Source organism: Streptomyces sp. CRCS-T-1 (assembly GCF_024442335.1).
GTDB lineage: Bacteria > Actinomycetota > Actinomycetes > Streptomycetales > Streptomycetaceae > Streptomyces > Streptomyces koelreuteriae.
Window position 1 is genome coordinate 1,994,060 of the sequence record NZ_CP101651.1, and the last position, 23,986, is coordinate 2,018,045.

The following is a 23,986-nucleotide window of genomic DNA, read 5'->3' on the forward strand; positions in this document are numbered from 1 at the left end:
GGTGTCACGCATCGCAGGCCACATCAAGGGCCTCTGCGTGACAAGCCCATGACATTCACACGCAGCACCTGAGCACGCACTCAGCACGCGCAGACACGCACAGCACGTACCAACGGGGGTCATCGCACCATGCGTTCCACACGTACGCCCGCGGCACCGAGGCGCGGGCGGCGCACCGTCCTCGCCGCCACCGGGCTCGTCGCCGCCCTGGCACTCACGGCCACCGCCTGTGCCGGTTCGGCGGACTCGGCGAGCGACAAGCCCGACGCCACCACCTCGCAGGCCGCGGACGGCGGCGGCAAGGTCCGGATCCCGGCCGAACTCGCCGGCAAGCTCGAGGAGCACGGGATCGACGCCGACCGGTGGAAGGACGGGGGCTGGAAGGACTGGGACAAGGACAAGTGGCTCAGTGACGCCAAGGACTTCGTCAACCCGGTGATCGAGGGGCTCTGGAAGCCGGACCGGATGCAGTCCGCGAAGGAGGCCGACAAGACGGTCACCACGAAGGACGCGTCGGCCGGTCAGGGCGTCAGCGACCCGGACCCGGCGCCCGTGCGGGCGCAGGCGGAGAAGACGCCGTACCACCGGAACGCCGCGCCGGTCGGCAAGGTCTTCTTCGACTCCCCCGACGGCCCGGCCGTCTGCTCCGGCACGGTCGTCAAGGACGTCAACCACCCGGGCAAGTCCAACCTGGTGTGGACGGCGGGCCACTGCGTGCACGCCGGCGGCGACGGCGGCTGGTACCGCAACATCACCTTCGTCCCCGCCTACAACGACTACGGCAAGTCCGAGGCGGAGCTGACCAACGCGAACCCGGCCGAGATCGCCCCGTACGGCAACTGGTGGGCGGACTGGGCCTCGACCTCGAACCAGTGGATCAAGGGCGGCTCGGAGACCGGCGGCGAGGGCGCCGCGTACGACTACGCCGTGCTGCATGTGAAGCCCGAGCGGGGCGGCAAGTCCCTGGAGGAGACGGTCGGCGCCGCGCTGGACGTGGACTTCTCCGCCCCCTCCGCAGCCGAGGCGCGCAAGATGGGCGCCTGGGGCTACCCGGCCGCGCCGCCCTACAACGGCCTGAAGATGTTCAAGTGCGTCGACGTCCCCGGCCGGTTCTCGCTCAGCCCGTCGCTGCCGACGATGCACCGCATCGGCTGCACCATGACCGGCGGTTCGTCCGGCGGCGGCTGGTTCCGGGTGCGAGACGGCAAGTCCGTGCTGGTGTCCAACACCTCGATCGGCCCGGCCGACAACTCCTGGCTGGCGGGCCCGCAGCTCGGCCGCGACGCCGAGGCGCTCTACCAGAACATGAGCAAGACATACGGCGGTCGCTGACCGAAGCACGCCGAAGGCCCGCTCCCTGCGGACAGGGGGCGGGCCTTCGGTGTGTGTGCTTGCGCGCTTGCGTCAGATTGCCGGTGCCGGAGCGTACGGCGTGAGCTCCGCCGCCAGTTCCTCGTGCACCCGCACCTTGAGCAGGGTGCCCTCCGGGGTGTGCTCCTCGGAGATCACCTCGCCCTCGTCGTGGGCGCGGGCGACCAGCTTGCCGTGCGTGTACGGCACGAGCGCCTCGACCTCGACCGAGGGGCGCGGGAGCTCGTTGTCGATGAGCGCGAGCAGCGTGTCGATGCCCTGGCCGGTGCGGGCCGAGACGGCGATGGACCGCTTCTCGACGCGCAGCAGCCGCTGCAGGGTCAGCGGGTCGGCCGCGTCGGCCTTGTTGATCACGACGATCTCGGGTACGCCGGTGGCTCCGACGTCCCTGATCACCTCGCGCACGGCGGCCAGCTGCTCCTCCGGGTTCGGGTGCGAACCGTCCACCACGTGCAGGATCATGTCGGACTCGCCGACCTCCTCCATCGTGGAGCGGAACGCCTCGACCAGGTGGTGCGGCAGATGGCGGACGAAGCCGACGGTGTCGGCCAGCGTGTACAGCCGTCCGCTCGGGGTCTCGGCCCGGCGCACGGTCGGGTCGAGGGTCGCGAACAGGGCGTTCTCCACCAGCACGCCCGCGCCCGTGAGGCGGTTGAGCAGCGAGGACTTGCCGGCGTTGGTGTAGCCCGCGATGGCGACCGAGGGCACCTTGTTGCGCTTGCGCTCCTGGCGCTTGATCTCGCGGCCGGTCTTCATCTCCGCGATCTCCCGGCGCATCTTCGCCATCTTCTCGCGGATCCGCCGCCGGTCCGTCTCGATCTTGGTCTCACCGGGACCACGGGTGGCGAGGCCGCCGCCCTTGCCGCCGCCCATCTGCCGGGACAGCGACTGACCCCAGCCGCGCAGCCTCGGCAGCATGTACTGCATCTGCGCGAGCGCGACCTGCGCCTTGCCCTCTCGGGACTTGGCGTGCTGGGCGAAGATGTCCAGGATCAGGGCCGTACGGTCGATGACCTTGACCTTGACGACGTCCTCGAGGTGGATGAGCTGGCCCGGGCTGAGCTCACCGTCGCAGATGACGGTGTCCGCGCCGGACTCGAGGACGATGTCCCGCAGCTCCTGGGCCTTGCCGGAGCCGATGTAGGTGGCCGCGTCGGGCTTGTCGCGGCGCTGGGTGACACCGTCGAGCACGAGCGCGCCCGCCGTCTCCGCGAGTGCGGCGAGCTCCGCGAGGGAGTTGTCCGCGTCCTCGATGGTTCCCGACGTCCAGACGCCCACGAGGACGACCCGCTCCAGGCGGAGCTGGCGGTACTCGACCTCGGTGACGTCCTCGAGCTCGGTGGAGAGGCCCACCACACGACGCAGGGCCGCGCGGTCGGAGCGGTCGAACTGGTCGCCGTCCCGCTCTCCGTCGATCTCGTGGCTCCAGGCGACGTCCTCTTCCATCAGGGCATCGGCCCGAAGACCCTCGGAGTGGCTCTGGGTGAAGCGCTTGGTGTCCTGGGAAGGGGAAGAAGAGGAGGTCATTGGATCCTTACGTAGCTGGGAAGCCGTTCATTGTTCAGAACGCACGAGCACTCCGGGAGATTCCCGGCGCTCCGTGCCGCGCCGACTCGTCGATAGTCGCACGGCACGGGGCGTCTCGTCACCGTGTTATCGGGCGGCTCCCGGGGCGGGCGCGGCCTGCTTCGCGGGGGCGCTCTGCTTCGCCGGCGTCCCTGGTTGCGCCTGCGTCCGAGGCTTCCAGTCGGGGTGGCCCGGCATCGGCGGGGTCTTCTCGCCGTAGAGCCAGCTCTTGAAGAAGCCGTTCAGGTCGCGCCCGGAGATCTCGGCGGCGAGCCGGACGTAGTCCGCCGTCGAGGCCGTGCCGTCCTGGTGGCGGCCCACCCAGGCGCGCTGCAGGCGGTCGAAGGCCGGGCTGCCGATCTCCTGGCGCAGGGCGTACAGGACGAGCGCCGCGCCCTCGTACACGTTGTGCCGGAAGATGCCGGTCTTGCGGCCGGGCTCGGGGACCTTCGGGGCGGCCGGCGGGCCGCCGACCGTCCGCCAGCCGTCGGAGGAGGCGTATGCGGCCTTCATCCGGTCCCGCAGCGGCTTGCCGCCCCGCGCCTCGGCGTACAGCGCCTCGTACCAGGTGGCGTATCCCTCGTTGAGCCACAGGTCCGACCAGGTGCGGGGGCTGACGCTGTCGCCGAACCATTGGTGGGCCAGCTCATGGACCATGATCGACTCGACGTACCACTCCGGGTAGGCGGACTGCGTGAAGAGCTCCCGCTCGAAGAGGGAGAGCGTCTGGGTCTCGAGTTCGAAGCCGGTGGAGGCGTCCGCCACGAGCATGCCGTACGTCTCGAAGGGGTAGCGGCCGAGCTTCCTCTCCATCCAGGCCATCTGGGCGGGGGTCTTCCGCAGCCAGGGTTCGAGCACCTTGCGGTCCCGGGTCGGTACGACGTCCCGCAGGGGCAGCCTGTGGGGGCCGGTGCGGTGCAGCACGGTGGAGCGGCCGATGGAGACCTGGGTGAGCTCGGTGGCCATGGGGTGATGGGTGCGGTAGGTCCACGTGGTCGAGCCGTCGGTCTTGGCCACACCGGCCGGCAGGCCGTTGGCGACGGCCGTGAGGCCCTTGGGCGCGGTGACCCGGATGGTGAACATCGCCTTGTCGGAGGGGTGGTCGTTGGAGGGGAACACCCGGTGCGCGGCATCGGCCTGGTTGGCCATGGCGAGCCCGTCCGTGGTGCGTACCCAGCCGCTCTCGAGGCCCTTGGCGGACACGGGGTCGCTGGTGTGCCGCACGGTGATGCGCATCCAGTCGCCGCTGGGCACGGCTTCCTGGGGCGTGATCACCAGGTCCTCGCCGGCGGCGCTGAACGCGGCGGGCTCACCGTCGACCTCGACCGAGTCGACCGTGCCGTGGGCGAAGTCGAGATTGACGCGGTCCAGGTCGGCGGTCGTCCGGGCCTTGATGGTCGTGACGGCCCGCAGCGGCCGGCTGTTGCTGCCGGAATAGGTGAACGAGAGGTCGTACGACGCCACGTCGTAGCCGGGGTTGCCCAGGTACGGGAAGAGGCGGTCGCCGACGCCGAGCGGCACGGCGGGGGCACTCGCGGCGACGAGGCAGACGGAGACGGCCGAGGCGAGCAGGGCCGCCGCAGTTCTCCGACGGCGCGAACGGGGGGCCTGGATCTGGGGGGTGAGGAGCATGCCCCACGGCTATCAGCGCAGGCGAGCGCGGTGGGGACGGCGCGCGTCCGGCCCGCCCGGGGCTCACCCGCCCGGCCGTCCGTCCGTACCTGGTCAGCCGCCCTGCGGCTGCGGCTGCGCCCGGCTGACGTCGTACACCCCGGCCACGTCGCGCATCGCGCGCATGAGGGCGGGCAGCCGGGCCGCGTCCGGGAGTTGCACGGTGTACGTGTGCCGCACCTGCTGCTGGGTCGGGGGCTCGACGGTCGCGGAGACGATCTCGGCGCCTTCGAGGGCCATGGCCTCGGTGAGGTCTGCGAGCAGATGGGGCCGGACGAACGATTCGGCGGTGAGCGTGACCCGGCACTCGGTGGTGTCGCCCCAGCGCACGCCGACCTCCGGCCGCCCCGCGTCCTTCATACGGGCCACGGCGGCGCACCCGACGCGGTGCACGGTGACCGCTCCGCCGCGTACGGAGAAGCCGGTGATCTCGTCGGGCGGTACCGGCGTACAACAGCCGGCGAGCCGGACGGTCGCGTCGGGGAGGTCGGCGAGGACATGGCCGGTGGCGGGGCGGGCGGATGTCTGTTCGGGGGCCGGTCCGTCCGCGCCGGAGGTGTCGCCGCCGGCGGGCCGGGGGGCCGCCGCGCGTTCCTCGGCCTGGCGGTCCTGCCGGGCCTCGCTCCGCTGGGCCTCGGCCTGTGCGGGGTGGGCGGTCAGCCAGCGCTGGATGGCGATGCGGGCCGCGGGGGTGTGGGCGTGCTCCAGCCACTCCCGAGACGGCTCGGACGCCGCGTCCTGGCCCATGAGGAGCTGGACGGTGTCGCCGTCCTTGAGGACGGTGCTCAGCGTCGCCAGGCGGCCGTTTACCCGGGCGCCGATGCACGCGTGGGCGTCCTCGCCGTACTGCGCGTAGGCGGCGTCCACACAGGTCGCCCCGTCGGGCAGGCCGATGGTGCCGCCGTCGGGCCGGAACACGGTGATCTCGCGGTCCTGGGCGAGGTCCTCGCGCAGTGTCGACCAGAAGTGGTCCGGGTCGGACGCCGCCTCCTGCCAGTCGAGGAGCCGGGAGAGCCAGCCGGGGCGGGTGGGGTCGACGCGCTCGCCGTCGGCCGGGTCCTCGGGGGCCGGAGCGTAGGGGTTGCCGAGCGCGACCACTCCGGCCTCGGCGACCTTGTGCATCTGGTGCGTGCGGATCAGGACTTCGACGACCTGCCCGTTCTCCCGGGCGACGGCCGTGTGCAGGGACTGGTACAGGTTGAACTTCGGTACGGCGATGAAGTCCTTGAACTCCGAGACCACCGGCGTCATACAGGTGTGGAGTTCGCCCAGGACGCCGTAGCAGTCGGCGTCCTCGTTCACCAGGACCAGGAGGCGGCCGAAGTCGGAGCCGCGGAGCCGGCCGCGTTTGCGGGAGACGCGGTGCACGGAGACGAAGTGGCGGGGCCGGATGAGGACTTCGGCGGGGATGTCCGCCTCGCGCAGCACGGTCCGCACCTCGTCGGCGACCTCCGCGAGCGGGTCGTCCGCGCGGGCGGCGTTGCGGACGATCAGCTCTCTGGTGTGCGCGTACTCCTCGGGGTGGAGGATCGCGAAGACCAAGTCTTCCAGTTCGGTCTTGAGCGCCTGGACGCCGAGCCGTTCGGCGAGCGGAATGAGCACGTCACGTGTCACCTTGGCGATGCGCTCCTGTTTCTCGGGGCGCATGACGCCGAGGGTGCGCATGTTGTGCAGCCGGTCGGCGAGTTTGATCGACATCACGCGGACGTCGTTGCCGGTGGCGACGAGCATCTTGCGAAAGGTCTCGGACTCGGCGGCGGCGCCGTAGTCGACCTTCTCCAGTTTGGTGACGCCGTCGACGAGGTAGCGGACCTCCTCGCCGAACTGGTCGCGGACCTGGTCGAGCGTCACGTCCGTGTCCTCGACGGTGTCGTGGAGCAGGGATGCGGTCAACGTCGTGGTCTCGGCGCCGAGTTCGGCGAGGATCAGGGTCACGGCGAGTGGGTGCGTGATGTACGGCTCGCCGCTCTTGCGCATCTGCCCGCGGTGCGAGGACTCGGCCAGGACGTAGGCGTGGCGCAGGGGTTCGAGGTCGGCCTCGGGGTGGTGGGCGCGGTGGGCCTCGACCACATGGCTGATGGCGTCGGGCAGCCGGTCGCGCGCGGCGGGGCCGAGGAGCGCCGCACGGCCCAGGCGGCGCAGGTCGATCCGGGGGCGGGCCTTTCTCCGCGGGGCTGTCGGCGTCACCGGTTCTGACACCGCACCCGGCATCGGGCCTGGGGTCACGGAATTCGTGGCCTCCGCACTCATGGGCACCTCCGGCTGCGTGGACCGGCGGACGGGTGCCCCAGGGCGGACACGGCTCACGGGGCGGCTTCGGTCCCCCGTCCGGGCCGGTGCTTGATGCTACCGAGCCCACCATGCCCGACTGACCGCCTCTCGCCGAGCGTGAAACTGATCACCCATTCGAGGGATGAATGTGAGGTTTGTGCCCCGTTACGTCGCGACCCTACCGATCGGTTTTCCGCCAAGTGGCCGGATCTGACGGCGGTTTCGGGTCGAGTGGCCGAGGGCGAGCGGCTGTTTCGGGCCGATCGCCTCCTGCTCACGCGCCGGTGGCGGTTTCCAGCCAGGCCGAGTCGATCTCACCCTCGGCCACGATCACGGCCGGGCCGGTCATCTCGATCTCGCCGTCGGGCCGCTCGGTGATCACCAGGGTGCCGCCGGGGACGTCCACGGTGTACGTCGCCGGGGCGCCGGTGGCCGCCGGGTCGGCGCCGTCGCGCCGGGCGGTGGCCACGGCGACCGCGCACGCGCCCGTGCCGCACGAGCGGGTCTCGCCGGAACCCCGCTCGTGCACGCGCATCGCGACGTGCCCGGGGCCACGGTCGATCACGAACTCGACGTTCACACCGTCCGGGTAGGCCGCGGCCGGGCTGAAGGGCGGCGGGGAGAGCAGGTCGCCCGCGTGGGACAGGTCCTCCACGAAGGCGACGGCGTGCGGGTTGCCCATGTTGACGTTCCGCGCGGGCCAGCTCCGCTCGCCGACGCTCACCGTGACGTCGCCCTCGGGGAGCAGCGCCCTGCCCATACCCACGGTGACGTCACCCTCCTTGGCGATGTGCACGGCCTTCACGCCCCCGCGCGTGGCGACGGCGATGTCCCCTTCGGTCACGTGCCCGGCGCGCTGGAGGTAGCGCGCGAACACGCGCACGCCGTTGCCGCACATCTCCGCGATCGAGCCGTCGCCGTTGCGGTAGTCCATGAACCACTCCGCCTCGGCCGCCAGGTGCCTTGCCTCGGGGTGCGCTGCGGAGCGCACCACGTGCAGCAGTCCGTCGCCGCCGATGCCCGCGCGGCGGTCGCACAGGGCGGCGACGGTGGCGGGGGGCAGGTCGATGGTGTTCTCGGGGTCCGGGACGATCACGAAGTCGTTCTCGGTGCCGTGGCCCTTGAGGAAGGGGATCCGCGTGCGCGTGCTCATTCCTCGATCGTACGGGGCGCTCCGCGGGGAGGGCCGCGGGAGGGGCCGGGGCTGTGGGGCCGTGCGGGTGCGTCGTGGCTGGTCGCGCAGTTCCCCGCGCCCCTTAAGGGGCGCGGGCTAGCGGAGCCTTGCTACGCGCCAGACGGCGAGGGTCACCACGACGGCCACGATCAGGGCGTAGGTGAGGACGACGCGCCAGTCCGGTCTGCGGCCGGAGCCTCGGGGTGGGAGGCCCGGCCAGGTGTGGCCGACGCGGCGGGCGGCCATCATGCCCCAGCCGGCGGCGCAGAAGCAGATCAGCAGGCCGAGCATGGCGATGACGGCCCCGCTGTCGCCGAAGTCGAAGGCGAGCGGGAAGGCGAACATCAGGGAGCCGAGTGCGGCGAGGCCCACGATGGGCGCGAGCTGCCAGATGCGCATCCGGCGCTGCGGGCGCAGCTCGACCTCGACCTCCTCCGCGAACATCTCGTCGGGCTCGGGGCCGTCGTCCGTCACACCCTGCGTCTCGTCGTCGGGCCCGTCGGAGCTGAGACGGTCCGTCTCCTGCTCGGGTCCGTCCCGGTGCTCCGGTCCGTCCAAACGCTCCGGTTCATCCCGGTCGGCGGTGATGTGATCGGTGCTATGTGCGGTGTCGCGAGGGCCGGCCTCCATCGCCACGCGCCCTCCCAACTAGGACTCACTCGGTCGATCGAAGCTCGATGATGGCACGCCGCCGGAGGCCCGGATGACGGCCTGGGCGTCCCGATGCCATGACGTGATCAGGCTGTAACCGGTCGTTCGACCAAGGACAGCGCGAGCTGCGGAAGTTCTGTGAGATCGGCCGCCGCCCCACTCAACCAGTGCACCCGGGGATCGCGCCTGAACCATGAATCCTGACGGCGCGCGAAGCGCTTGGTGGCGCGTACGGTCTCGGCCCGCGCTTCCTCGATCGTGCACTCCCCGGCAAGCGCCGCGAGGACCTGCTGGTAGCCGAGTGCGCGCGAGGCCGTACGCCCTTCTCGCAACCCCTGCGCCTCCAGTGCGCGCACCTCGTCCACGAGGCCGGCGTCCCACATGCGGTCGACCCGCTGTGTGATGCGCTCGTGCAGCTCCGGGCGGGCCACGTCGACGCCGATCTGGAGGGTGTCGTAGACGGAGTCGTGGCCGGGGAGGTTGGCGGTGAAGGGCCTGCCGGTGATCTCGATCACCTCGAGGGCCCGGACCACCCGGCGGCCGTTGCTCGGCAGGATCGCGCGCGCGGCCTCCGGGTCGGCGGCGGCCAGGCGGGCGTGCAGCGCACCCGGGCCGCGCAGCGTGAGTTCGTCCTCCAGGCGGGCGCGGAGCTCGGGGTCGGTGCCGGGGAACTCCATCTTGTCGACGGCTCCGCGCACATACAGTCCGGAGCCGCCGACCAGGACCGGCCAGCGGCCCTCGGCGAGCAGCGCCTCGATCCGCTCCCGGGCGAGGCGCTGGTACTCGGCGACGGACGCCGTGACGGTCACGTCCCAGATGTCCATGAGGTGGTGCGGGACGCCGCCGCGCTCCTCGGGCGTCAGCTTGGCGGTGCCGATGTCCATCCCTCGGTAGAGCTGCATGGAGTCGGCGTTGACGACCTCGCCGCCGAGACGCTGGGCCAGGAAAACGCCCAGATCGGACTTTCCGGCCGCGGTTGGTCCGACGACGGCGATGACGCGGGGGGCGGGGGGTGCACTGCTCACCGACACAGTCTCGCAAACCTCGAACCCCGCTCTCGAACGAGTTACGTGACGGCGCAGCTCCGGGGTCGTTGCCCGTTGCGAGGTTCCTGCCGCCGGATCACGGAGGCGGTGGCCCGGGTCGCGCAAACAGACGCACCGGGCAACGCGGGATTTCGCCCGCACGAGTAACGTATGGAGTGGATATGGGCGTTTTTGCACGACTTCTCCGACGGTCGAAGGCCACGCCTGAGGCGTCTGCCGCCGAGGCTCAGGCGGACACGGCGAAGGCCGGGTCCGAGGCGGAGGAGGCGGCCGAGGCCCCGGAGGCGAAGGGGGCCGAGGGAGCCGGGGAAGCGGCCGAGGCGAGTGCCGAGACCGCCGCCGAGGCCACCGAGGGCGAAGGCGTCGACATCCCCAAGCAGCAGTCCACCGACAAGGCGGCCGACAACGAGGCCGGCGAGGGCGCCCGTACGTGACCGCCACGCGCGAGGGAAGGTGAAGCGATGGGTCTCCTGGACAACATGAAGGCCAAGCTGGGCCCGGCCAAGGGCAAGGTCTCGGACCTCGCGCAGCGGCACGAGGGCAAGGTGCACCACGGTCTCGAGAAGGCCGCGCATGCCGTCGACAAGAGGACCAAGGGCAAGTACAGCGACAAGATCCAGTCGGGTACGGGCAAGGCCAAGGGCGCCATGGGCCGACTCGCGCACAAGGGCGACCACGGACCGGACGCGGCGGACACGACACCGCCGCGGGAGGCGGGTGGCACCACGCCACCGCCGACCGCGGGCGGCACCGCGCCGCCGGAGGGACCACCGCCCACTTCCTGACGGGCACGGGGAACGGCGGACGGCCGCGGAGCACGAGAGCTCCCGGCCGTCCGCCGTTTCCCGTGCCCTGCCGTCCGGTCTACGACCAGGTGGCCACGAGGTATCCCACGCCGTACGGCGCGTCCTCGTACAGCAGTGATCCGCCGAGGTCCGCGCCCTCGGCCGCACCCGCCAGGACCTGCCAGGGGGCCCGGCCGGACGCCTTCAGCTCGTGCGCGAGCCCTGCGTCCAGCGCCGTGAGGGCGGCAAGGTCCGCCGCGCCGAGCGCTCGCGCGACGTCCGCGTCGAAGGGCGCCGCCCGTTCGTCCAGATAGCCCGGGGCCTTGAGCGTCCGGCACGCACTGGCGTCCCCCATCACCAGCAGCGCGACCCGCTCGGCCCGTGCGGCGATGTCCCGTCCGGTCTCGGCGCACCTCTCGGTCGTGAGGGATTCCCCGACGCCGAGCCCCTCGACCGGGGCGTCGGACCACCCGGTCCGCCCCAGCAGCCAGGCGGCCACCGCCAGCGAGTACGGCAGCCGCGCTTCCCCCTGTGCGCCCTCAGCCGACCCCAGCCGTACGTCGAGATCGACACCGAAGCTCCCGAACGAGCCCCGTGTCCCCTCCGGGTAGGTCTCGGGCCCCGCGCCCCCCAGCGGACCGACCACCACGAGCCGGTCGGGCCGTGCCGCGGCGAGCACACCCAGGGCGTCCGTGCAGGCCGCCCGCGCGGCGTCCAGCTCCGGTGCGGCGCCCGCGGCGACCTCGGGGACCAGAAGGGGCGGGCAGGGGCAGACAGCGGCGGCGACAAGCATGATCGGCAGGGTAACCCCGGGAACCCGCTCGCACGCATCCCGCGCCCGGCGAACCGAGCCGGGGCACTACGCCCGGCGGACCGACCGGCAGATCACCGGCCAAGGAACCGCAGGGCAAGAGCCCGACCCCGACACCGCCCAAGAAACCCCCCGGTGAGGCCTCGCTCAGTCCAGGGCGCAGCCGCTCGTCGCCGCCGGGAGCGGCTCAGGTACGCCGATCTTCGGGAGGCCGAGCAGGACGCCGGCAGGCTGGGTCGGCTTGCCTGCCTTCTCGGCGTTGCGCTTCTCCCAGGCGTCGCCCGCGCGGGTGCGGCGCACGGCGAGCACGGGGCCCTCGGCGAGGAGGTGGTGCGGGGCGGCGTAGGTGATCTCGACCGTCACCACGTCACCGGGGCGGACCTCCTGGTCCGGCTTGGTGAAGTGGACGAGGCGGCTGTCGGGGGCGCGGCCGGACAGGCGGTGGGTGGTGTCGTCCTTGCGGCCCTCGCCCTCGGCGACCATCAGCTCCAGGGTGCGGCCGACCTGCTTCTTGTTCTCCTCCCAGGAGATCTCCTCCTGGAGGGCGACGAGACGCTCGTAGCGCTCCTGGACGACCTTCTTGGGGATCTGGCCGTCCATCTCGGCGGCCGGGGTGCCGGGGCGCTTGGAGTACTGGAAGGTGAAGGCCTGGGCGAAGCGGGCCTCGCGCACCACGTGCAGCGTCTGCTCGAAGTCCTCCTCGGTCTCGCCGGGGAAGCCCACGATGATGTCGGTGCTGATCGCCGCGTGCGGGATGGCGGCGCGGACCTTGTCGATGATCCCGAGGAAGCGCTCCTGGCGGTAGGAGCGGCGCATGGCCTTCAGGACCGGGTCCGAGCCGGACTGCAGCGGCATGTGCAGCTGCGGCATCACATTCGGCGTCTCGGCCATCGCGGCGATGACGTCGTCGGTGAAGTCGCGCGGGTGCGGTGAGGTGAAGCGGACGCGCTCCAGGCCGTCGATCCTCCCGCAGGCGCGCAGCAGCTTGCTGAAGGCCTCGCGGTCGCCGATGTCGGAGCCGTACGCGTTGACGTTCTGGCCGAGCAGCGTGATCTCGGAGACGCCCTCGCCGACCAGGGCCTCGATCTCGGCGAGGATGTCGCCGGGGCGGCGGTCCTTCTCCTTGCCGCGCAGGGCCGGGACGATGCAGAACGTACAGGTGTTGTTGCAGCCGACGGAGATCGACACCCAGGCCGCGTAGGCGCTCTCGCGGCGCGTCGGCAGCGTCGAGGGGAACTCCTCCAGCGACTCGGCGATCTCGACCTGCGCCTCTTCCTGCACGCGGGCGCGCTCCAGCAGGACGGGCAGCTTGCCGATGTTGTGCGTGCCGAAGACGACGTCCACCCAGGGCGCCCGCTTCACGATGGTGTCGCGGTCCTTCTGCGCCAGACAGCCGCCGACCGCGATCTGCATGCCGGGGCGGCTCGCCTTCTTCGGCGCGAGGTGGCCCAGGTTGCCGTACAGCTTGTTGTCGGCGTTCTCCCGCACCGCGCAGGTGTTGAAGACGACGACGTCCGCCTCGCCGTCGGACCCCTCGGGGGCGCGCACGTACCCCGCGTCCTCCAGCAGACCGGACAATCGCTCCGAGTCGTGGACGTTCATCTGACATCCGTAGGTGCGAACTTCATAGGTCCTGGATGTCTGCTTATCCACTGCCGGGCTCCGGTCGCTGCTGATGGTCATGGCTCAAGGGTAGGCGCTCCCGGGCGAGGGCCGTGTCCGGACCGGTTCAGGACGCCTGGAGCACCGACGGTCCCTCTTCGAGGACGCGGTCGACGACCTCGGGCGGCAGACCGTCGTCCGTCACGATGGTGTCGAGCCCGTTCAGGGGGGTCACGTTGAACCGCTCGACGATGCCCCACTTCGTGCTGTCGGCGAGCAGGGCGACCGAGGTCGCCGCCCGCATCACGGTCTGCTTGAGCAGCACCTTGTCGGTCGAGGGACTGGTCACGCCGTGGGCCAGGTCCCAGGAGCCCGCGCTCAGGAAGCAGATGTCGATGTTCAGCGCCCCGATAGCCTGGGCGGCGAGCGGACCGCTGCTCGATCCGCTGGACACGTCGATCTCGCCCCCGGTGTGAATGGCGCGGATCTCCGGATGGCCGCAGAGGGCGATCGCGGCGTGGAAGTCGTTGGTGACGACGGTGAGGTCCTTGCGGCCGGCCAGGAACGGGACGGTGGACTGACAGGTCGTTCCCGCGTCGAGGAAGACCGCCATGCCGTCCTCGACGAGGCCCGCCGCGGTCTCGGCGATGGCCTGCTTGCGGGGAAGTTCCAGCTCGGCCCGGGACGCCCGCTCGCGGGGCGGGGCGTGCCCCGTCCAGTCCGCGAGCCTGACGCCGCCCTGGACGGAGACCACCTGGCCGCTCTTCTCCAAGGCAGCGATGTCACGGCGCACCGTCATGTGGGAGACGTCCAGCCGCGTCATGAGCTCCCGGATGCTCAGCACGCCGGTGCTCCGCAGCAGGCGCAGCAGCTCCTGGTGCCGCTGTTCCGGAATCAGCGGGGCCCTGACCATCACGTCTCCTCCAGACCGGTACCGAGGGAGATCAGATTAACTTCCCGTTCCCGACCTAGTGACAATATGTGAATCTGTGTTCTAGCGTGTTCCGCCATGGTAACGAAGTTTCAATCCCTTGACGCGATCGTCCGCACCGGAGCCCTGCTGATCGTCCGGCTGGACAGCGCGGAAGAGGCCTTGGCCGTGTCCGAGGCGGCGATCGAGGGCGGTGTGCGCGCACTGGAGATCACGCTCTCGGTGCCGGGCGCGCTGGACGTCATCTCGAAGCTGTCCGAGCGCTACGGCAAGGACGGCGTGGTCATCGGCGCCGGGACGGTCCTGGACGAGCAGGCGGCCCACGCCTGTGTCTCGGCCGGGGCGAATCTGCTGGTGAGTCCGAATCTGAACCCGGCGATGATCGCGGCCGCCAACCGCTATCAGGCCGTCACGGTCAGCGGTGCCTTCACCCCGACGGAGATCGTCGACACGATGCAGGCGGGCGCCGACATCGTGAAGCTCTTCCCCGCCGAGTTCATGGGCCCCGACTACGTCCGGACCGTCAAGGCTCCCCTCCCCCAGGCACCGCTCATGCCTGCGGGCGGCGTCTCGCCCGACAACGTCAAGGCGTGGTTCGACGCCGGTGTCGTCGCGGTCGGCGTCGGCAGCTCCGTGACCAAGGCCGCCCGTCCCGACGGTGACTACCGGCGCGTGACCGAAGCGGCCCGGACCGTCCTGCGGTCCATCGAAGAAGCCCGGGCCTGACGCCCGGGCACCCCGACTCCGCCCACCCCCCACTCCTGACCCTTGCGGTGTCTCGTCCCCCTCCCCAACCCTTGTGGTGATCCCCCAGGAGCCCCCCATGTCCCATCCGCTCTCCGATGCCCAGGTTCCCGAGAGAACTGACGCCGACGCCCCGCAGTCGATCAGGATCCGCTGGGTGCTGGTCGCCCTCCTGGTGATCGGCGGCGTCGTCAACTACCTCGACCGCTCCAACCTGAGCGTCGCCAACACGACCGTCGCCAAAGAGTTCGACCTGAGTTCCACCCAGATGGGGCTCCTGCTCGCGGCGTTCGCCTGGCCCTACGCGCTGGCCAACCTCCCGGCCGGCTACCTCGTCGACCGCTTCGGGCCCAAGCGCATGTACGCCTGGGCGGCCGCGCTGTGGTCACTGGTGTCGATGCTCTCGGCGACCGCGAGTTCGTACGGCTTCATGTACGCGGCCCGGGTGGCTCTCGGTGTCGCCGAGGCGCCCTTCTTCACCGCCAGCCTGAAGGTCAACCAGCGGTGGTTCGCCCAGCACGAGCGCGCGCTGCCGATCTCGATCGTCAACACGGGCTCGCAGATAGCCAACGCGATCGCCCCGCCGCTGCTCACCACGCTGATGCTGCTGCTCGGGTGGCGCGGCATGTTCGTCACCATCGGCGCGCTGGGCGTCGTGCTCGTGCTGGTGTGGCTGCGTGTCTACCGCGACCCGACGGTGCGGGAGCAGGTGGCCATCCTGGGCGAGGCGTCCGCGCCCCCGGCGCCCGAGGCCGAGGCGAAGGCCAAGGCCGGGTGGGGGCAGCTGTTCCGGCAGCGGAACACGTACTTCATGATCCTCGGCGCCTTCGGCATCTTCTACACGGTGTGGGTGTACCTCACCTGGCTGCCCAGCTACCTGGAGACCTCCCGCGGCTTCAGCCTCACCGCGACCGGCTGGCTGGCGTCCCTGCCGTTCCTGTGCGGTATCGCGGGCGTGCTCTTCGGCGGCTACCTCTCCGGGCGCCTGATCAGCCGCGGGGTCTCCGCCGTCACCTCACGCAAGATCCCGATCGCCGGTGGCGCGGCCCTGGCAGCGGCCGCCGTACTTCCCGTGGCCTACGTCGAGAGCACCCCGCTCGCGATGGTGCTGCTGTCGGTGGGGTACTTCGCAGCGCAGGTGCCGATCGGCTGTCTGTGGACCCTGGCGTCCGACGTCGCCGAGCCGCACCAGGTGGCCTCGCTGGGTGCCATCCAGAACTTCGGCGGGTTCCTCGGCGCGACGCTGGCTCCGATCGTCACCGGGAGCATCCTGGATGCCACGGGAGGCAGCTACAACCTCGTCTTCCTGGTCGGCGGGGTGCTGCTGCTGGTCGGCGGTTCCTCGTACCTGTTCTTCGTCAAGGACCGCAGGTCCCCGAAGGAGAGCCGCGCATGACGATTCCACGGGCCTACTTCGTGATCGGGCCGGCCGGGTCGGGAAAGAGCACCGTGGCCCGGTTGCTCGCCCGGCTGACCGGGGCGGCCTACATCGACAAGGACACCGCCTGCACCCGCCTCACGGAGGCGCTCCTGGAACTCGCCGGCACGGATCCCTCCGAGCGGGACCTCAACCCGTATTACCAGTCGGCGGTGATGGACCTGGAGTATCTGACCATCCTGGATCTGGCGCGCGACAACCTCGCGGTGGGCCGGCCGGTCGTCCTGGACGCCCCGTTCGGCCGGTACTTCTCCCGCCCGGAGTACCTCGCCGAGGTGGCCGAGCGTCACGCCTGGCCCCGGCAGGCCGAAGCGGTGGTGGTGCGGGTCGAGACCGACTCCGAGACCGCCCGGGCCCGTGTCCGTGCCCGTGGCTGCGCTCGGGACCTGTCCAAGCTCGCCGACTGGGACGCCTTCTGGCGGAAGTCCCAGGACAACGCGTGCCGGTGGTCGAGCCGTCACAGCCTGGTGTTCGACAACCGGGCCGACGGTGTCGCTCCGGACGCGGTCGCACGCGCGCTGGGCGGGCTCGGCGGGCTCGCCGAGGACACCGCGCGGGGGTTCACGGCTCGATGAGCCCGGCCCGGATCGCGTACCGGGTCAGCTCCAGGCGGTCGCGCATGCCGAGCTTCTGGAGGAGGTTGGCGCGGTGGCGTTCGACCGTCTTGGCGCTGATGAAGAGGAGTTCGCCGATCTCCTTGGAGGTGTGGCCCTCGGCGACCAGCTTGAGGATCTCCTCCTCGCGCTCGGTGATGGCCCGTTCCGGCAGGCCGTCGCCCCGGTGCAGCCGCTCCAGGTAGGAGCGGACGAGGGCCCGCTCGGCGCCGGGGTAGATGAACGGCTCGTCGCGCACGGCCGCCCGGCAGGCCTCGACCAGGTCGCGGTCGGCGACGGACTTGAGGACGTAGCCGCTGGCACCGGCCCTGAGCGCCTCGAAGAAGTACTCCTCGTTGTCGTACATCGTCAGAATCAGGATGTGCAGGTCGGGCAGTCGGCGGGAGAGTTCGCGGGCTGCCTGGAGGCCGGTCATACGCGGCATGGCGACATCGAGGACGGCCAGGTCCACGGCGGTCTCCCGGGCCTTGGCGACAGCCTCGGCACCGTCCCCGGCCTCGGCGACGACCGTCAGGTCCGGCTCCCCGTCCAGGATGAGGCGCACTCCCCGGCGTACGAGGGTGTGGTCGTCGGCGAGCAGGACGCGGATCGGGGTGGGGGCGGCGGTGGGGGCGGTCATCAGCGGGCTCCTCGGGCTGACGGGTGGGGACACATCAGCGGGCTCCTTCCGTCACCGGCACGCCCAGGCGTACGTCCGTGCCCCGGCCGGGGGCCGGTTCGACGGTGAGGGCGGCGCCGATCAGGAGGGCGCGTTCGCGCATGCCCGTGATGCCGGCGCCCTCCGGGGCGTCGCCGACGCCCGTGCCGTTGTCGCGTACGAGGAGTTCGACGCCGCCGGGTACCTGCTGGAGGCGGAGTTCGGCGCGGTCGGCGCCGGCATGCCGGGCGGTATTGGTCAGGCCTTCCTGGGCCACCCGGTAGACGACGAGTTCCGCTTCCGGACTGAGGGCGGGGAGGTCGCCGGTGACCTGGTGGCGCACGGTCAGCCCATGGGTCGTGAACTCGGAGGCGAGCGAGCGCAGGGCACTGGCCAGCCCCAGCTCCTCCAGGACACCGGGGCGCAGCCGGCGGGCGATCCGGCGGATCTCGTCCAGACCGGCCCGGGTCGCCTCCTGCGCCTGGCCCACCTCCTCGCGCAGATCCTCGGGCGCCCGGTCGGCGACCCGCTTGAGCTGGAGCAGGACGGCGGTCAGGGTCTGCCCGACCTCGTCGTGCAGCTCACGGGCGATCCGGTGGCGTTCGCGCTCCTGTGCGGACAGGGCCCGGGCGGCGCCCGCGGCCCGCTCGGCCTCCAGCCGGTCGAGCATCGTGTTGTACGTCGTGATCAGCGCGGCCGTCTCCGCCGGTCCGGCGACCACCGGGCGCGATCCCGGGCGCAGCAGGTCGGCGGTGGCCATGGACCTGCCGAGCCGTTGCAGGGGCGCGAGGCCGAAGCGCAGCACCAGCGCGTTGCCCGCCAGCAGCATCACCAGGCCGCCGAGCAGGACGAGCGCCTCGCCCGCGAGGACGGGGGTGGACACGGTGACCGGGCCGAGCAGCAACGCGGTGGCCACGACCAGGCCCACGGCGTTGAGCGAGAAGATCCGCCAGAACAACGACACGTTCCTGGATCCGCCCCTTCCGGCCTTCGCGTACGGCACCTCCCGCTCCACCCTTTCCGGCGACCGGCCGCTGTGTATATCCGTCACAACACCCATGTCGTCACCGTACGGCCGGATGGCAGCATGCGGACTTGACCCGTCCGTTGATCGACACCGTTCACGACACCGACACAGCAACACCTACAAGACAAACCAACCAAACAACATGAAAAAGGGGAAGAAACGTGTCAGCTCCGCGCCTGAGGGCGACGCCGCTGCCGGGTATCGGGGTCCAGTACGACCTGGAGACCCGGGAACACCGCCATCTGTCGGTGGTGGCGCACCGCGACGGCACGCGCACGGTGAACATGTACCGGGCCGACGATCCCGACTCCTGCGCGCATTCGCTGCGGCTGACCAGCTCGGAGGCGGGTTCGCTGATCGACGCGCTGAAGCCGTCCCACCACAGTCCGAGCCTGCTGTACACCACGGACCTGGGGCTGGTGGCCGAGCGGATCGAGGTGGCCGCGACCTCGCGCTGGAACGGGCGGGTGCTGGGCGACATGAAGATGCGGACGGAGACCGGCGCGTCGGTCGTGGCGGTGCTGCGCCGGGCCGAGGCCATTCCGTCGCCCGCGCCGGACTTCCGGCTGGCGGGCGGTGACACGCTGATCGTCGTCGGGACCCGTGAGGGCGTCGACGCCGCCGCGACCATACTCGGGCGGGAGTGAGCCTGTGCACTCCGCGGTCCTGCTCATCGAGTTCGGTTCCATCATCCTCGGCCTCGGCCTGCTCGGACGGTTCGCCGCCCGTTTCCGGCTCTCGCCGATACCGCTGTACCTCCTGGCCGGTCTGGCCTTCGGCGAGGGCGGGCTGCTGCCGCTGGGCGCGAGCGAGGAGTTCGTCGCCACGGGCGCCGAGATCGGCGTCATCCTGCTCCTGCTGATGCTGGGCCTGGAGTACACGGCGAGCGATCTCGTCTCCAACCTCAAGACGCACTACCCGTCCGGACTGGTCGACTGCGCGCTCAACGCACTGCCCGGAGCGGCGATGGCGCTGCTGCTCGGCTGGGGGCCGGTGGCCGCCGTCGTCCTGGCCGGTGTCACCTGGATCTCGTCGTCCGGCGTGATCGCGAAGGTGCTCGGCGATCTGGGCCGGGTCGGCAACCGCGAGACCCCCGTCATCCTCAGCGTCCTGGTGCTGGAGGACCTGGCGATGGCCGTGTACCTGCCCATCGTCACGGCACTGGTGGCGGGCGTCGGGCTGATGGCCGGCAGCATGACCCTGGCGATCGCGCTGGGCGCGGCCGGGCTCGTGCTGTTCCTGGCCGTGCGCTACGGCCGGCTCATCTCGAGGTTCGTCTCCAGCGACGACCCGGAGAAGCTGCTGCTGGTGGTGCTGGGCCTGACCATCCTGGTCGCGGGCGTCGCGCAGCAGCTCCAGGTGTCGGCGGCGGTCGGCGCCTTCCTGGTGGGCATCGCGCTGTCGGGCGAGGTGGCGGAGGGTGCGCACACCCTGCTCAGCCCCTTGCGGGACCTGTTCGCGGCGGTCTTCTTCGTCTTCTTCGGACTGCACACCGACCCGTCCAGCATCCCGCCCGTCCTGCTGCCCGCCCTCGCGCTGGCCGTCGTCACGGCCCTGACGAAGATCGCCACCGGGTACTGGGCGGCCCGGCGCGCCGGGATCTCCGTCAAGGGCCGCTGGCGTGCGGGCGGTGCGCTGGTGGCCCGGGGCGAGTTCTCGATCGTCATCGCCGGTCTGGCGGTCGCGGCCGGTATCGAACCGTCCCTCGGCCCCCTGGCCACGGCCTATGTCCTCATCCTGGTCGTCCTCGGCCCCCTCACCGCGCGCTACACGGAGCCGGTGGCGATGTGGTGGAGCGGACGCCGCGAGGCCCGCCGGGGAACCCCGGAGCCCGCGCCCCGGAAGACCGAGGCGGAGGCGCCGGTGGGCGACTGAGGAGGGGGTGGGTCACCTCGGGGGCCTCTGGTCACCGCCGGGAGCCCACCCCTGCCTCCGCAGCACCCCGGGCACATCCGGTGCCTCGTAGTGCTCGCCCTTGAGGACCTTGCCGTCCTCGCGCCGGGAGACCGAGCCGTCGGGGCCGATCTTGGTCATGTTGGATCGGTGGATCTCGGTCAGTACCGCGTCGAGGTCGATGCCGTGGACGAGGGCGGTGCCGTACGCGACATAGACGACGTCCGCCAGTTCGTGGGCGAGCCGGTCGAGCGGGCCCAGGACCGACACCTCGGCGACCTCCGCGGCCTCCTCCGCGAGGAGTTCGCCGCGATGGGCGGCGAGTTCCCGGGAGACCTCCGTCGGGGTACTGCGGGCGTCCAGGCCGAAGGCGAGGTGGAATTCACGGACCAGGTCAGCGGGCGAGGAGCTCATGGGGACGACAGTAGCGGCCCCCACTGACACCCCTCCCCGCCCCGGTGCCGACCGCCGCCCCTGGTCAGAGGGGCACCAAGGCTGGCAGGATCTCGCGCATGTCCCAGATGTTCCCCCGTATCGGCAGGCGCCGGGCCCTGCAGGGCGGCACGGCCTCCCTCCTGGTCCTCGGGCTGCTGCTGTGGTGGCTGCGCCCCTGGGCCGAGGAGCCGCCGGGCGGGTCGATCACGTTCAGCACGGGCACGCGCGCCGGGGTCTACCACGAGTACGGCGAACTCCTGCGCGCCGAGATCGACCAGGACATGCCGGACCTCGGGGTGCGCCTGCTGACCAGCGCCGGGTCGCAGGAGAACGTCTCGGACGTGGCGACGGGCAAGGCCGACTTCGCCATCGCGGCGGCCGACGCGGTCGCCACGTACAAGCTCGACAACGGCGCGGGCGCCGGCCGGCTGCGCGGCATGGCCCGCCTGTACGACGACTACCTGCAGCTCGTCGTGCCGCCCGACTCGGACATCCGCTCCGTCGCGGACCTGCGGGGCAAGCGTGTGGCCATAGGGCTGCCGAACTCCGGCGTGCGGCTGATCGCGAACGGCGTGCTCAAGGCGGCCGGGATCGACCCGGAGAAGGACATCAAGCCCTCCTCGGACGGCATCGACACCGGACCCCGGCGACTGGGGCACGGCCTCGACGCTTTCTTCTGGTCGGGCGGACTGCCCACGGACGGGCTCAGCCGCCTCGCCAAGAAATCGGCCTCCGCCTTCCGCTTCGTGCCGATCGACGTCGGGCTCGTGGCCAAGCTGCACGACCAGGGCGGTGCCACGCGGTACTACCGCGCCACCAAGATGCCGGAGTCGGCCTACCCCACGATCCAGCGCGGTGACCCGGTGCCGACCCTGGCGGTGTCCAACGTGCTGCTCACGCGCAGCGACATGGACCCCCGGCTCACCGAATGGCTGACCCGTACGGTGATCGACAGCCGGGACGGCATCGGCGCGACCGTCCACTCCGCCCAGCTCGTCGATGTCCGCACCGCGATCTACACCGACCCGCTCCAGCTGCATCGCGGCGCCCAGCGCTACTACCAGTCGGTCAAGCCGTAGGGCCCGACCTCGGCACTCTCACCGTCACCCGCAGCCCGTGCGGCTCATGACGGTCGTACGTGATCGAACCGCCGCCCGCCGCGAGCAGTGCCCGCGAGATGGACAGTCCGAGGCCCGAGCCCTTGATGTTCTGGTGGCGGCCGCTGCGCCAGAAGCGGTCGCCGACCCGGGCCAGCTCCTCGTCGGTGAGGCCGGGGCCGTGGTCGGTGACGACGATGGTGGAGGTGTCGCCTTCGGGGGCGACGGTCACCTCGACGCTCTGGTCCTCGGGCGTGAACTTCACCGCGTTGTCGATGACCGCGTCCAGCGCGCTGGACAGCGCGACCGGGTCGGCCCAGGCGGTCGTGGGCGGGCAGTCGCCGACCAGGCGCACGCCCTTGGCCTCGGCGGTCGGGGCCCAGGCCGCGAGGCGTTCGGCGGCGAGCTCGCCGATGTCGGTGATCCGCAGGTCCGCCTCGGTGTGCTCCGCCAGCGCCAGATCCAGCAGATCGTCCAGGACCTGCGCGAGGCGCTTGCCCTCGCCCTGGACGGAGGCGATCTCCTTGTTGCCCTCGGGCAGCTCGAAGGAGAGCAGCTCGATACGGAGCAGCAGCGCCGCGAGCGGGTTGCGGAGCTGGTGCGAGGCGTCCGCGACGAAGGCGCGCTGCTGCTCCAGCACGTCCTCGACGTTGTCCGCCATCTCATTGAACGACCGGGCCAGACGCCTGAGTTCCGGCGGACCGCCGGCGGCCGCGACCCGGGACTTGAGCCGGCCGGTGGCGATGTCGTGGGTGGTGGCGTCGAGGACGCGCACCGGCCGCAGGACCCAGCCGGTCAGCCGCAGGGCGGCGCCGACGGCCAGCAGCATCGCGGCGCCCTCGCCCGCGCCGATGACCAGCCAGCCGTGCAGGGTGCGCGAGCGCATCTGCCCGGTGGGCGAGTCGGTGACGACGACCGCGACGACGTCCCCGTCCCGGATGACCGGCGAGGCGACCACCAGGTTGTGGCGCTGCCAGGGCCAGACCTGCTTCGGGTCGTGGCTGCGGCGGCTGAGCAGCGCCTCCTCGAAGGCGTCGCGCACCTCGCCCTCTTCCGGCAGGGACCACCTGGCCGGTGCATGAGCCATGGCACTGCCGCTGCGGTAGAAGACACCGGCCCGGATGCCGTAGACGTCGTAGTAGCTGTCGAGCTCGCTGCTGAGCGTGGCCAGACGCTCGTTCTCGAACGCCCCGGCCGTGCCGGTGGGCGAGTCGGTGACGAACTGGGCGAGGGCGGCGAAGCGCGCGGTGTCGTCGATCCGGTCGACGACGACCTTCTGCTGCTGGGCCCCGGCCAGACTGACGGCGAGCGGGACCCCGAGCGCGAGCAGCACGGCCGCCATCAGGATGATCAGCAGCGGGAGCAGACGAGTGCGCACCCGGCCCCGCTAACCGGCAGGCGCGACGAGCCGGTAGCCGACCCCGCGTACGGTCTCGATGAGCGCCGGCATGCGCAGCTTGGCGCGCAGGGACGCCACATGCACCTCCAGGGTGCGCCCGGTCCCCTCCCAGCTCGTCCGCCACACCTCGCTGATGATCTGCTCCCGGCGGAAGACCACCCCGGGCCGCTGCGCGAGCAGGGCCAGCAGATCGAACTCCTTGCGGGTCAGCTGGACCACCGCCCCGTCGACGCTGACCCGGCGGGTGGGCAGCTCTATGTGCACGGGCCCGAGGCGCAGCTCGGTCTCGATGCCGCTGGAGGTGTCCTCGTGGGAGGTGCGCCGGCTCACGGCGTGGATGCGGGCGAGCAGCTCCCCGGTGTCGTACGGCTTCACCACGTAGTCGTCGGCGCCCAGGTTGAGGCCGTGGATGCGGGAGCGGACGTCGGAGCGGGCGGTGACCATGATCACTGGGGTGGCGGTGCGTTTGCGGATCTTGCCGCAGACCTCGTACCCGTCCTGGTCGGGCAGGCCGAGGTCGAGGAGGACGACGCCGAAGCAGTCGCTCTCGGGGACGAGGGCCTGGAGGGCCTCCTCACCGCTGCGCGCGTGCGTGACGTCGAATCCGTGCCGCGCCAGGACAGCCGACAGGGCGGCGGCGACGTGGTTGTCGTCCTCGACGAGCAGCAGTCTCATCCGGTCCCCCTTCGGTTCACTGGCCGTACGATCTGTCTGTGTACAAAAAGTGCGTGCACGCGCGCGTGCACGCATTGCAGTCACGCTGATGGATGAGGACGGCGTCAAGAGGGTTCCGGTTGCGGAGAGCTTCCGTTACCCGGCCGAT

General features: G+C 71.4%; 23 protein-coding genes. 9 read left to right on the forward strand and 14 right to left on the reverse strand.

Annotation, left to right across the window (positions count from 1 at the left end; all coding sequences use genetic code 11):
- Positions 1 to 129: 129 nt before the first annotated feature.
- Positions 130 to 1,332 (forward strand): serine protease, encoded by a 1,203-nt coding sequence (locus tag NNW99_RS08755; protein ID WP_215118141.1) that lies wholly within the window; start codon positions 130 to 132, stop codon positions 1,330 to 1,332.
- Positions 1,333 to 1,404: 72 nt separating this feature from the next.
- Here the strand turns inward: NNW99_RS08755 and hflX are convergent, their stop codons facing one another.
- The 6 genes from hflX to miaA form a co-directional block, all read right to left on the reverse strand.
- Positions 1,405 to 2,898, reverse strand: a complete 1,494-nt coding sequence (gene hflX, locus NNW99_RS08760) for a GTPase HflX (RefSeq protein WP_215118142.1) — start codon at positions 2,896 to 2,898, stop codon at positions 1,405 to 1,407.
- 126 nt (positions 2,899 to 3,024) lie between these two features.
- Entirely contained in the window at positions 3,025 to 4,569 is a 1,545-nt protein-coding gene (locus NNW99_RS08765) for a M1 family metallopeptidase (protein WP_215118143.1), read from the reverse strand.
- Positions 4,570 to 4,662: 93 nt separating this feature from the next.
- Positions 4,663 to 6,858: a bifunctional (p)ppGpp synthetase/guanosine-3',5'-bis(diphosphate) 3'-pyrophosphohydrolase gene (locus NNW99_RS08770; RefSeq protein WP_215118144.1), complete on the reverse strand. Its 2,196-nt coding sequence runs from the start codon at positions 6,856 to 6,858 to the stop codon at positions 4,663 to 4,665.
- Between the two features lie 295 nt (positions 6,859 to 7,153).
- On the reverse strand, positions 7,154 to 8,032 hold the full coding sequence (dapF, locus tag NNW99_RS08775) for a diaminopimelate epimerase (protein WP_215118145.1): 879 nt from the start codon (positions 8,030 to 8,032) through the stop codon (positions 7,154 to 7,156).
- A 117-nt stretch (positions 8,033 to 8,149) separates the two neighbouring features.
- Positions 8,150 to 8,683, reverse strand: coding sequence for a hypothetical protein (locus tag NNW99_RS08780; protein WP_215124209.1), 534 nt, complete (start codon positions 8,681 to 8,683; stop codon positions 8,150 to 8,152).
- 107 nt (positions 8,684 to 8,790) lie between these two features.
- Positions 8,791 to 9,729, reverse strand: a complete 939-nt coding sequence (gene miaA, locus NNW99_RS08785) for a tRNA (adenosine(37)-N6)-dimethylallyltransferase MiaA (RefSeq protein WP_215118146.1) — start codon at positions 9,727 to 9,729, stop codon at positions 8,791 to 8,793.
- A 182-nt stretch (positions 9,730 to 9,911) separates the two neighbouring features.
- On the opposite strand from miaA, the gene NNW99_RS08790 reads away from it, so the two are divergent.
- Entirely contained in the window at positions 9,912 to 10,184 is a 273-nt protein-coding gene (locus NNW99_RS08790) for a hypothetical protein (RefSeq protein WP_215118147.1), read from the forward strand.
- Between the two features lie 27 nt (positions 10,185 to 10,211).
- Positions 10,212 to 10,535, forward strand: coding sequence for an antitoxin (locus NNW99_RS08795; RefSeq protein ID WP_215118148.1), 324 nt, complete (start codon positions 10,212 to 10,214; stop codon positions 10,533 to 10,535).
- Positions 10,536 to 10,614: 79 nt separating this feature from the next.
- Here the strand turns inward: NNW99_RS08795 and NNW99_RS08800 are convergent, their stop codons facing one another.
- The 3 genes from NNW99_RS08800 to NNW99_RS08810 all read right to left on the reverse strand — a co-directional run bounded on the left by NNW99_RS08800 (position 10,615) and on the right by NNW99_RS08810 (position 13,861).
- Positions 10,615 to 11,328 carry a class III extradiol dioxygenase subunit B-like domain-containing protein gene (locus NNW99_RS08800; protein ID WP_215118149.1) on the reverse strand — a complete coding sequence of 238 codons (714 nt, stop codon included), beginning with the start codon at positions 11,326 to 11,328 and terminating at the stop codon, positions 10,615 to 10,617.
- Between the two features lie 165 nt (positions 11,329 to 11,493).
- Complete coding sequence (gene miaB, locus NNW99_RS08805) at positions 11,494 to 13,029, reverse strand: tRNA (N6-isopentenyl adenosine(37)-C2)-methylthiotransferase MiaB (protein WP_215118150.1); 1,536 nt, start codon at positions 13,027 to 13,029, stop codon at positions 11,494 to 11,496.
- Between the two features lie 46 nt (positions 13,030 to 13,075).
- Positions 13,076 to 13,861, reverse strand: a complete 786-nt coding sequence (locus NNW99_RS08810) for a DeoR/GlpR family DNA-binding transcription regulator (RefSeq protein ID WP_215118151.1) — start codon at positions 13,859 to 13,861, stop codon at positions 13,076 to 13,078.
- Positions 13,862 to 13,957: 96 nt separating this feature from the next.
- Here NNW99_RS08810 and NNW99_RS08815 point away from each other — a divergent pair, with 96 nt between their 5' ends.
- The 3 genes from NNW99_RS08815 (at position 13,958) to NNW99_RS08825 (ending at position 16,636) form a co-directional block, all read left to right on the forward strand.
- Positions 13,958 to 14,605, forward strand: a complete 648-nt coding sequence (locus NNW99_RS08815) for a bifunctional 4-hydroxy-2-oxoglutarate aldolase/2-dehydro-3-deoxy-phosphogluconate aldolase (protein ID WP_215118152.1) — start codon at positions 13,958 to 13,960, stop codon at positions 14,603 to 14,605.
- 97 nt (positions 14,606 to 14,702) lie between these two features.
- Entirely contained in the window at positions 14,703 to 16,019 is a 1,317-nt protein-coding gene (locus NNW99_RS08820) for an MFS transporter (RefSeq protein ID WP_215118153.1), read from the forward strand.
- On the forward strand, positions 16,016 to 16,636 hold the full coding sequence (locus tag NNW99_RS08825) for an ATP-binding protein (protein WP_215118154.1): 621 nt from the start codon (positions 16,016 to 16,018) through the stop codon (positions 16,634 to 16,636). The genes NNW99_RS08820 and NNW99_RS08825 overlap by 4 nt, the downstream gene beginning before the upstream one ends.
- Here NNW99_RS08825 and NNW99_RS08830 read toward each other — a convergent pair.
- Entirely contained in the window at positions 16,623 to 17,294 is a 672-nt protein-coding gene (locus NNW99_RS08830; RefSeq protein WP_215118155.1) for a response regulator transcription factor, read from the reverse strand. The two genes, NNW99_RS08825 and NNW99_RS08830, sit on opposite strands and share 14 nt — an antisense overlap.
- A gap of 34 nt (positions 17,295 to 17,328) precedes the next feature.
- On the reverse strand, positions 17,329 to 18,276 hold the full coding sequence (locus tag NNW99_RS08835; RefSeq protein WP_215118156.1) for a sensor histidine kinase: 948 nt from the start codon (positions 18,274 to 18,276) through the stop codon (positions 17,329 to 17,331).
- A 224-nt stretch (positions 18,277 to 18,500) separates the two neighbouring features.
- Between NNW99_RS08835 and NNW99_RS08840 the strand changes: the two genes are divergently transcribed.
- Complete coding sequence (locus NNW99_RS08840; protein ID WP_215118157.1) at positions 18,501 to 18,986, forward strand: cation:proton antiporter regulatory subunit; 486 nt, start codon at positions 18,501 to 18,503, stop codon at positions 18,984 to 18,986.
- A 4-nt stretch (positions 18,987 to 18,990) separates the two neighbouring features.
- Positions 18,991 to 20,214 (forward strand): cation:proton antiporter, encoded by a 1,224-nt coding sequence (locus NNW99_RS08845; protein WP_215118158.1) that lies wholly within the window; start codon positions 18,991 to 18,993, stop codon positions 20,212 to 20,214.
- Positions 20,215 to 20,226: 12 nt separating this feature from the next.
- Here NNW99_RS08845 and NNW99_RS08850 read toward each other — a convergent pair whose 3' ends face one another.
- Positions 20,227 to 20,646, reverse strand: a complete 420-nt coding sequence (locus NNW99_RS08850; protein WP_215118159.1) for a MazG nucleotide pyrophosphohydrolase domain-containing protein — start codon at positions 20,644 to 20,646, stop codon at positions 20,227 to 20,229.
- Positions 20,647 to 20,744: 98 nt separating this feature from the next.
- Between NNW99_RS08850 and NNW99_RS08855 the strand changes: the two genes are divergently transcribed.
- Positions 20,745 to 21,746 (forward strand): TAXI family TRAP transporter solute-binding subunit, encoded by a 1,002-nt coding sequence (locus NNW99_RS08855; RefSeq protein ID WP_215118160.1) that lies wholly within the window; start codon positions 20,745 to 20,747, stop codon positions 21,744 to 21,746.
- Here NNW99_RS08855 and NNW99_RS08860 read toward each other — a convergent pair.
- The gene (locus NNW99_RS08860; protein ID WP_215118161.1) at positions 21,736 to 23,142 is read right to left on the reverse strand and encodes a HAMP domain-containing sensor histidine kinase; all 1,407 of its coding nucleotides are present in this window, start codon (positions 23,140 to 23,142) and stop codon (positions 21,736 to 21,738) included. The two genes, NNW99_RS08855 and NNW99_RS08860, sit on opposite strands and share 11 nt — an antisense overlap.
- 9 nt (positions 23,143 to 23,151) lie before the next feature.
- Positions 23,152 to 23,838 carry a response regulator transcription factor gene (locus tag NNW99_RS08865; RefSeq protein ID WP_215118162.1) on the reverse strand — a complete coding sequence of 229 codons (687 nt, stop codon included), beginning with the start codon at positions 23,836 to 23,838 and terminating at the stop codon, positions 23,152 to 23,154.
- Positions 23,839 to 23,986 lie beyond the last annotated feature (148 nt).

Coding starts and splice junctions, on each gene's coding strand:
- NNW99_RS08755 (WP_215118141.1), top strand. CDS start 130: ATGCGTTCCACACGTACGCCCGCGGCACCGAGGCGCGGGCGGCGCACC.
- hflX (WP_215118142.1), bottom strand. CDS start 2,898: ATGACCTCCTCTTCTTCCCCTTCCCAGGACACCAAGCGCTTCACCCAG.
- NNW99_RS08765 (WP_215118143.1), bottom strand. CDS start 4,569: ATGCTCCTCACCCCCCAGATCCAGGCCCCCCGTTCGCGCCGTCGGAGA.
- NNW99_RS08770 (WP_215118144.1), bottom strand. CDS start 6,858: ATGAGTGCGGAGGCCACGAATTCCGTGACCCCAGGCCCGATGCCGGGT.
- dapF (WP_215118145.1), bottom strand. CDS start 8,032: ATGAGCACGCGCACGCGGATCCCCTTCCTCAAGGGCCACGGCACCGAG.
- NNW99_RS08780 (WP_215124209.1), bottom strand. CDS start 8,683: ATGGAGGCCGGCCCTCGCGACACCGCACATAGCACCGATCACATCACC.
- NNW99_RS08790 (WP_215118147.1), top strand. CDS start 9,912: ATGGGCGTTTTTGCACGACTTCTCCGACGGTCGAAGGCCACGCCTGAG.
- NNW99_RS08795 (WP_215118148.1), top strand. CDS start 10,212: ATGGGTCTCCTGGACAACATGAAGGCCAAGCTGGGCCCGGCCAAGGGC.
- NNW99_RS08800 (WP_215118149.1), bottom strand. CDS start 11,328: ATGCTTGTCGCCGCCGCTGTCTGCCCCTGCCCGCCCCTTCTGGTCCCC.
- miaB (WP_215118150.1), bottom strand. CDS start 13,029: ATGACCATCAGCAGCGACCGGAGCCCGGCAGTGGATAAGCAGACATCC.
- NNW99_RS08810 (WP_215118151.1), bottom strand. CDS start 13,861: ATGGTCAGGGCCCCGCTGATTCCGGAACAGCGGCACCAGGAGCTGCTG.
- NNW99_RS08815 (WP_215118152.1), top strand. CDS start 13,958: ATGGTAACGAAGTTTCAATCCCTTGACGCGATCGTCCGCACCGGAGCC.
- NNW99_RS08820 (WP_215118153.1), top strand. CDS start 14,703: ATGTCCCATCCGCTCTCCGATGCCCAGGTTCCCGAGAGAACTGACGCC.
- NNW99_RS08825 (WP_215118154.1), top strand. CDS start 16,016: ATGACGATTCCACGGGCCTACTTCGTGATCGGGCCGGCCGGGTCGGGA.
- NNW99_RS08830 (WP_215118155.1), bottom strand. CDS start 17,294: ATGACCGCCCCCACCGCCGCCCCCACCCCGATCCGCGTCCTGCTCGCC.
- NNW99_RS08850 (WP_215118159.1), bottom strand. CDS start 20,646: ATGAGCTCCTCGCCCGCTGACCTGGTCCGTGAATTCCACCTCGCCTTC.
- NNW99_RS08855 (WP_215118160.1), top strand. CDS start 20,745: ATGTCCCAGATGTTCCCCCGTATCGGCAGGCGCCGGGCCCTGCAGGGC.
- NNW99_RS08865 (WP_215118162.1), bottom strand. CDS start 23,838: ATGAGACTGCTGCTCGTCGAGGACGACAACCACGTCGCCGCCGCCCTG.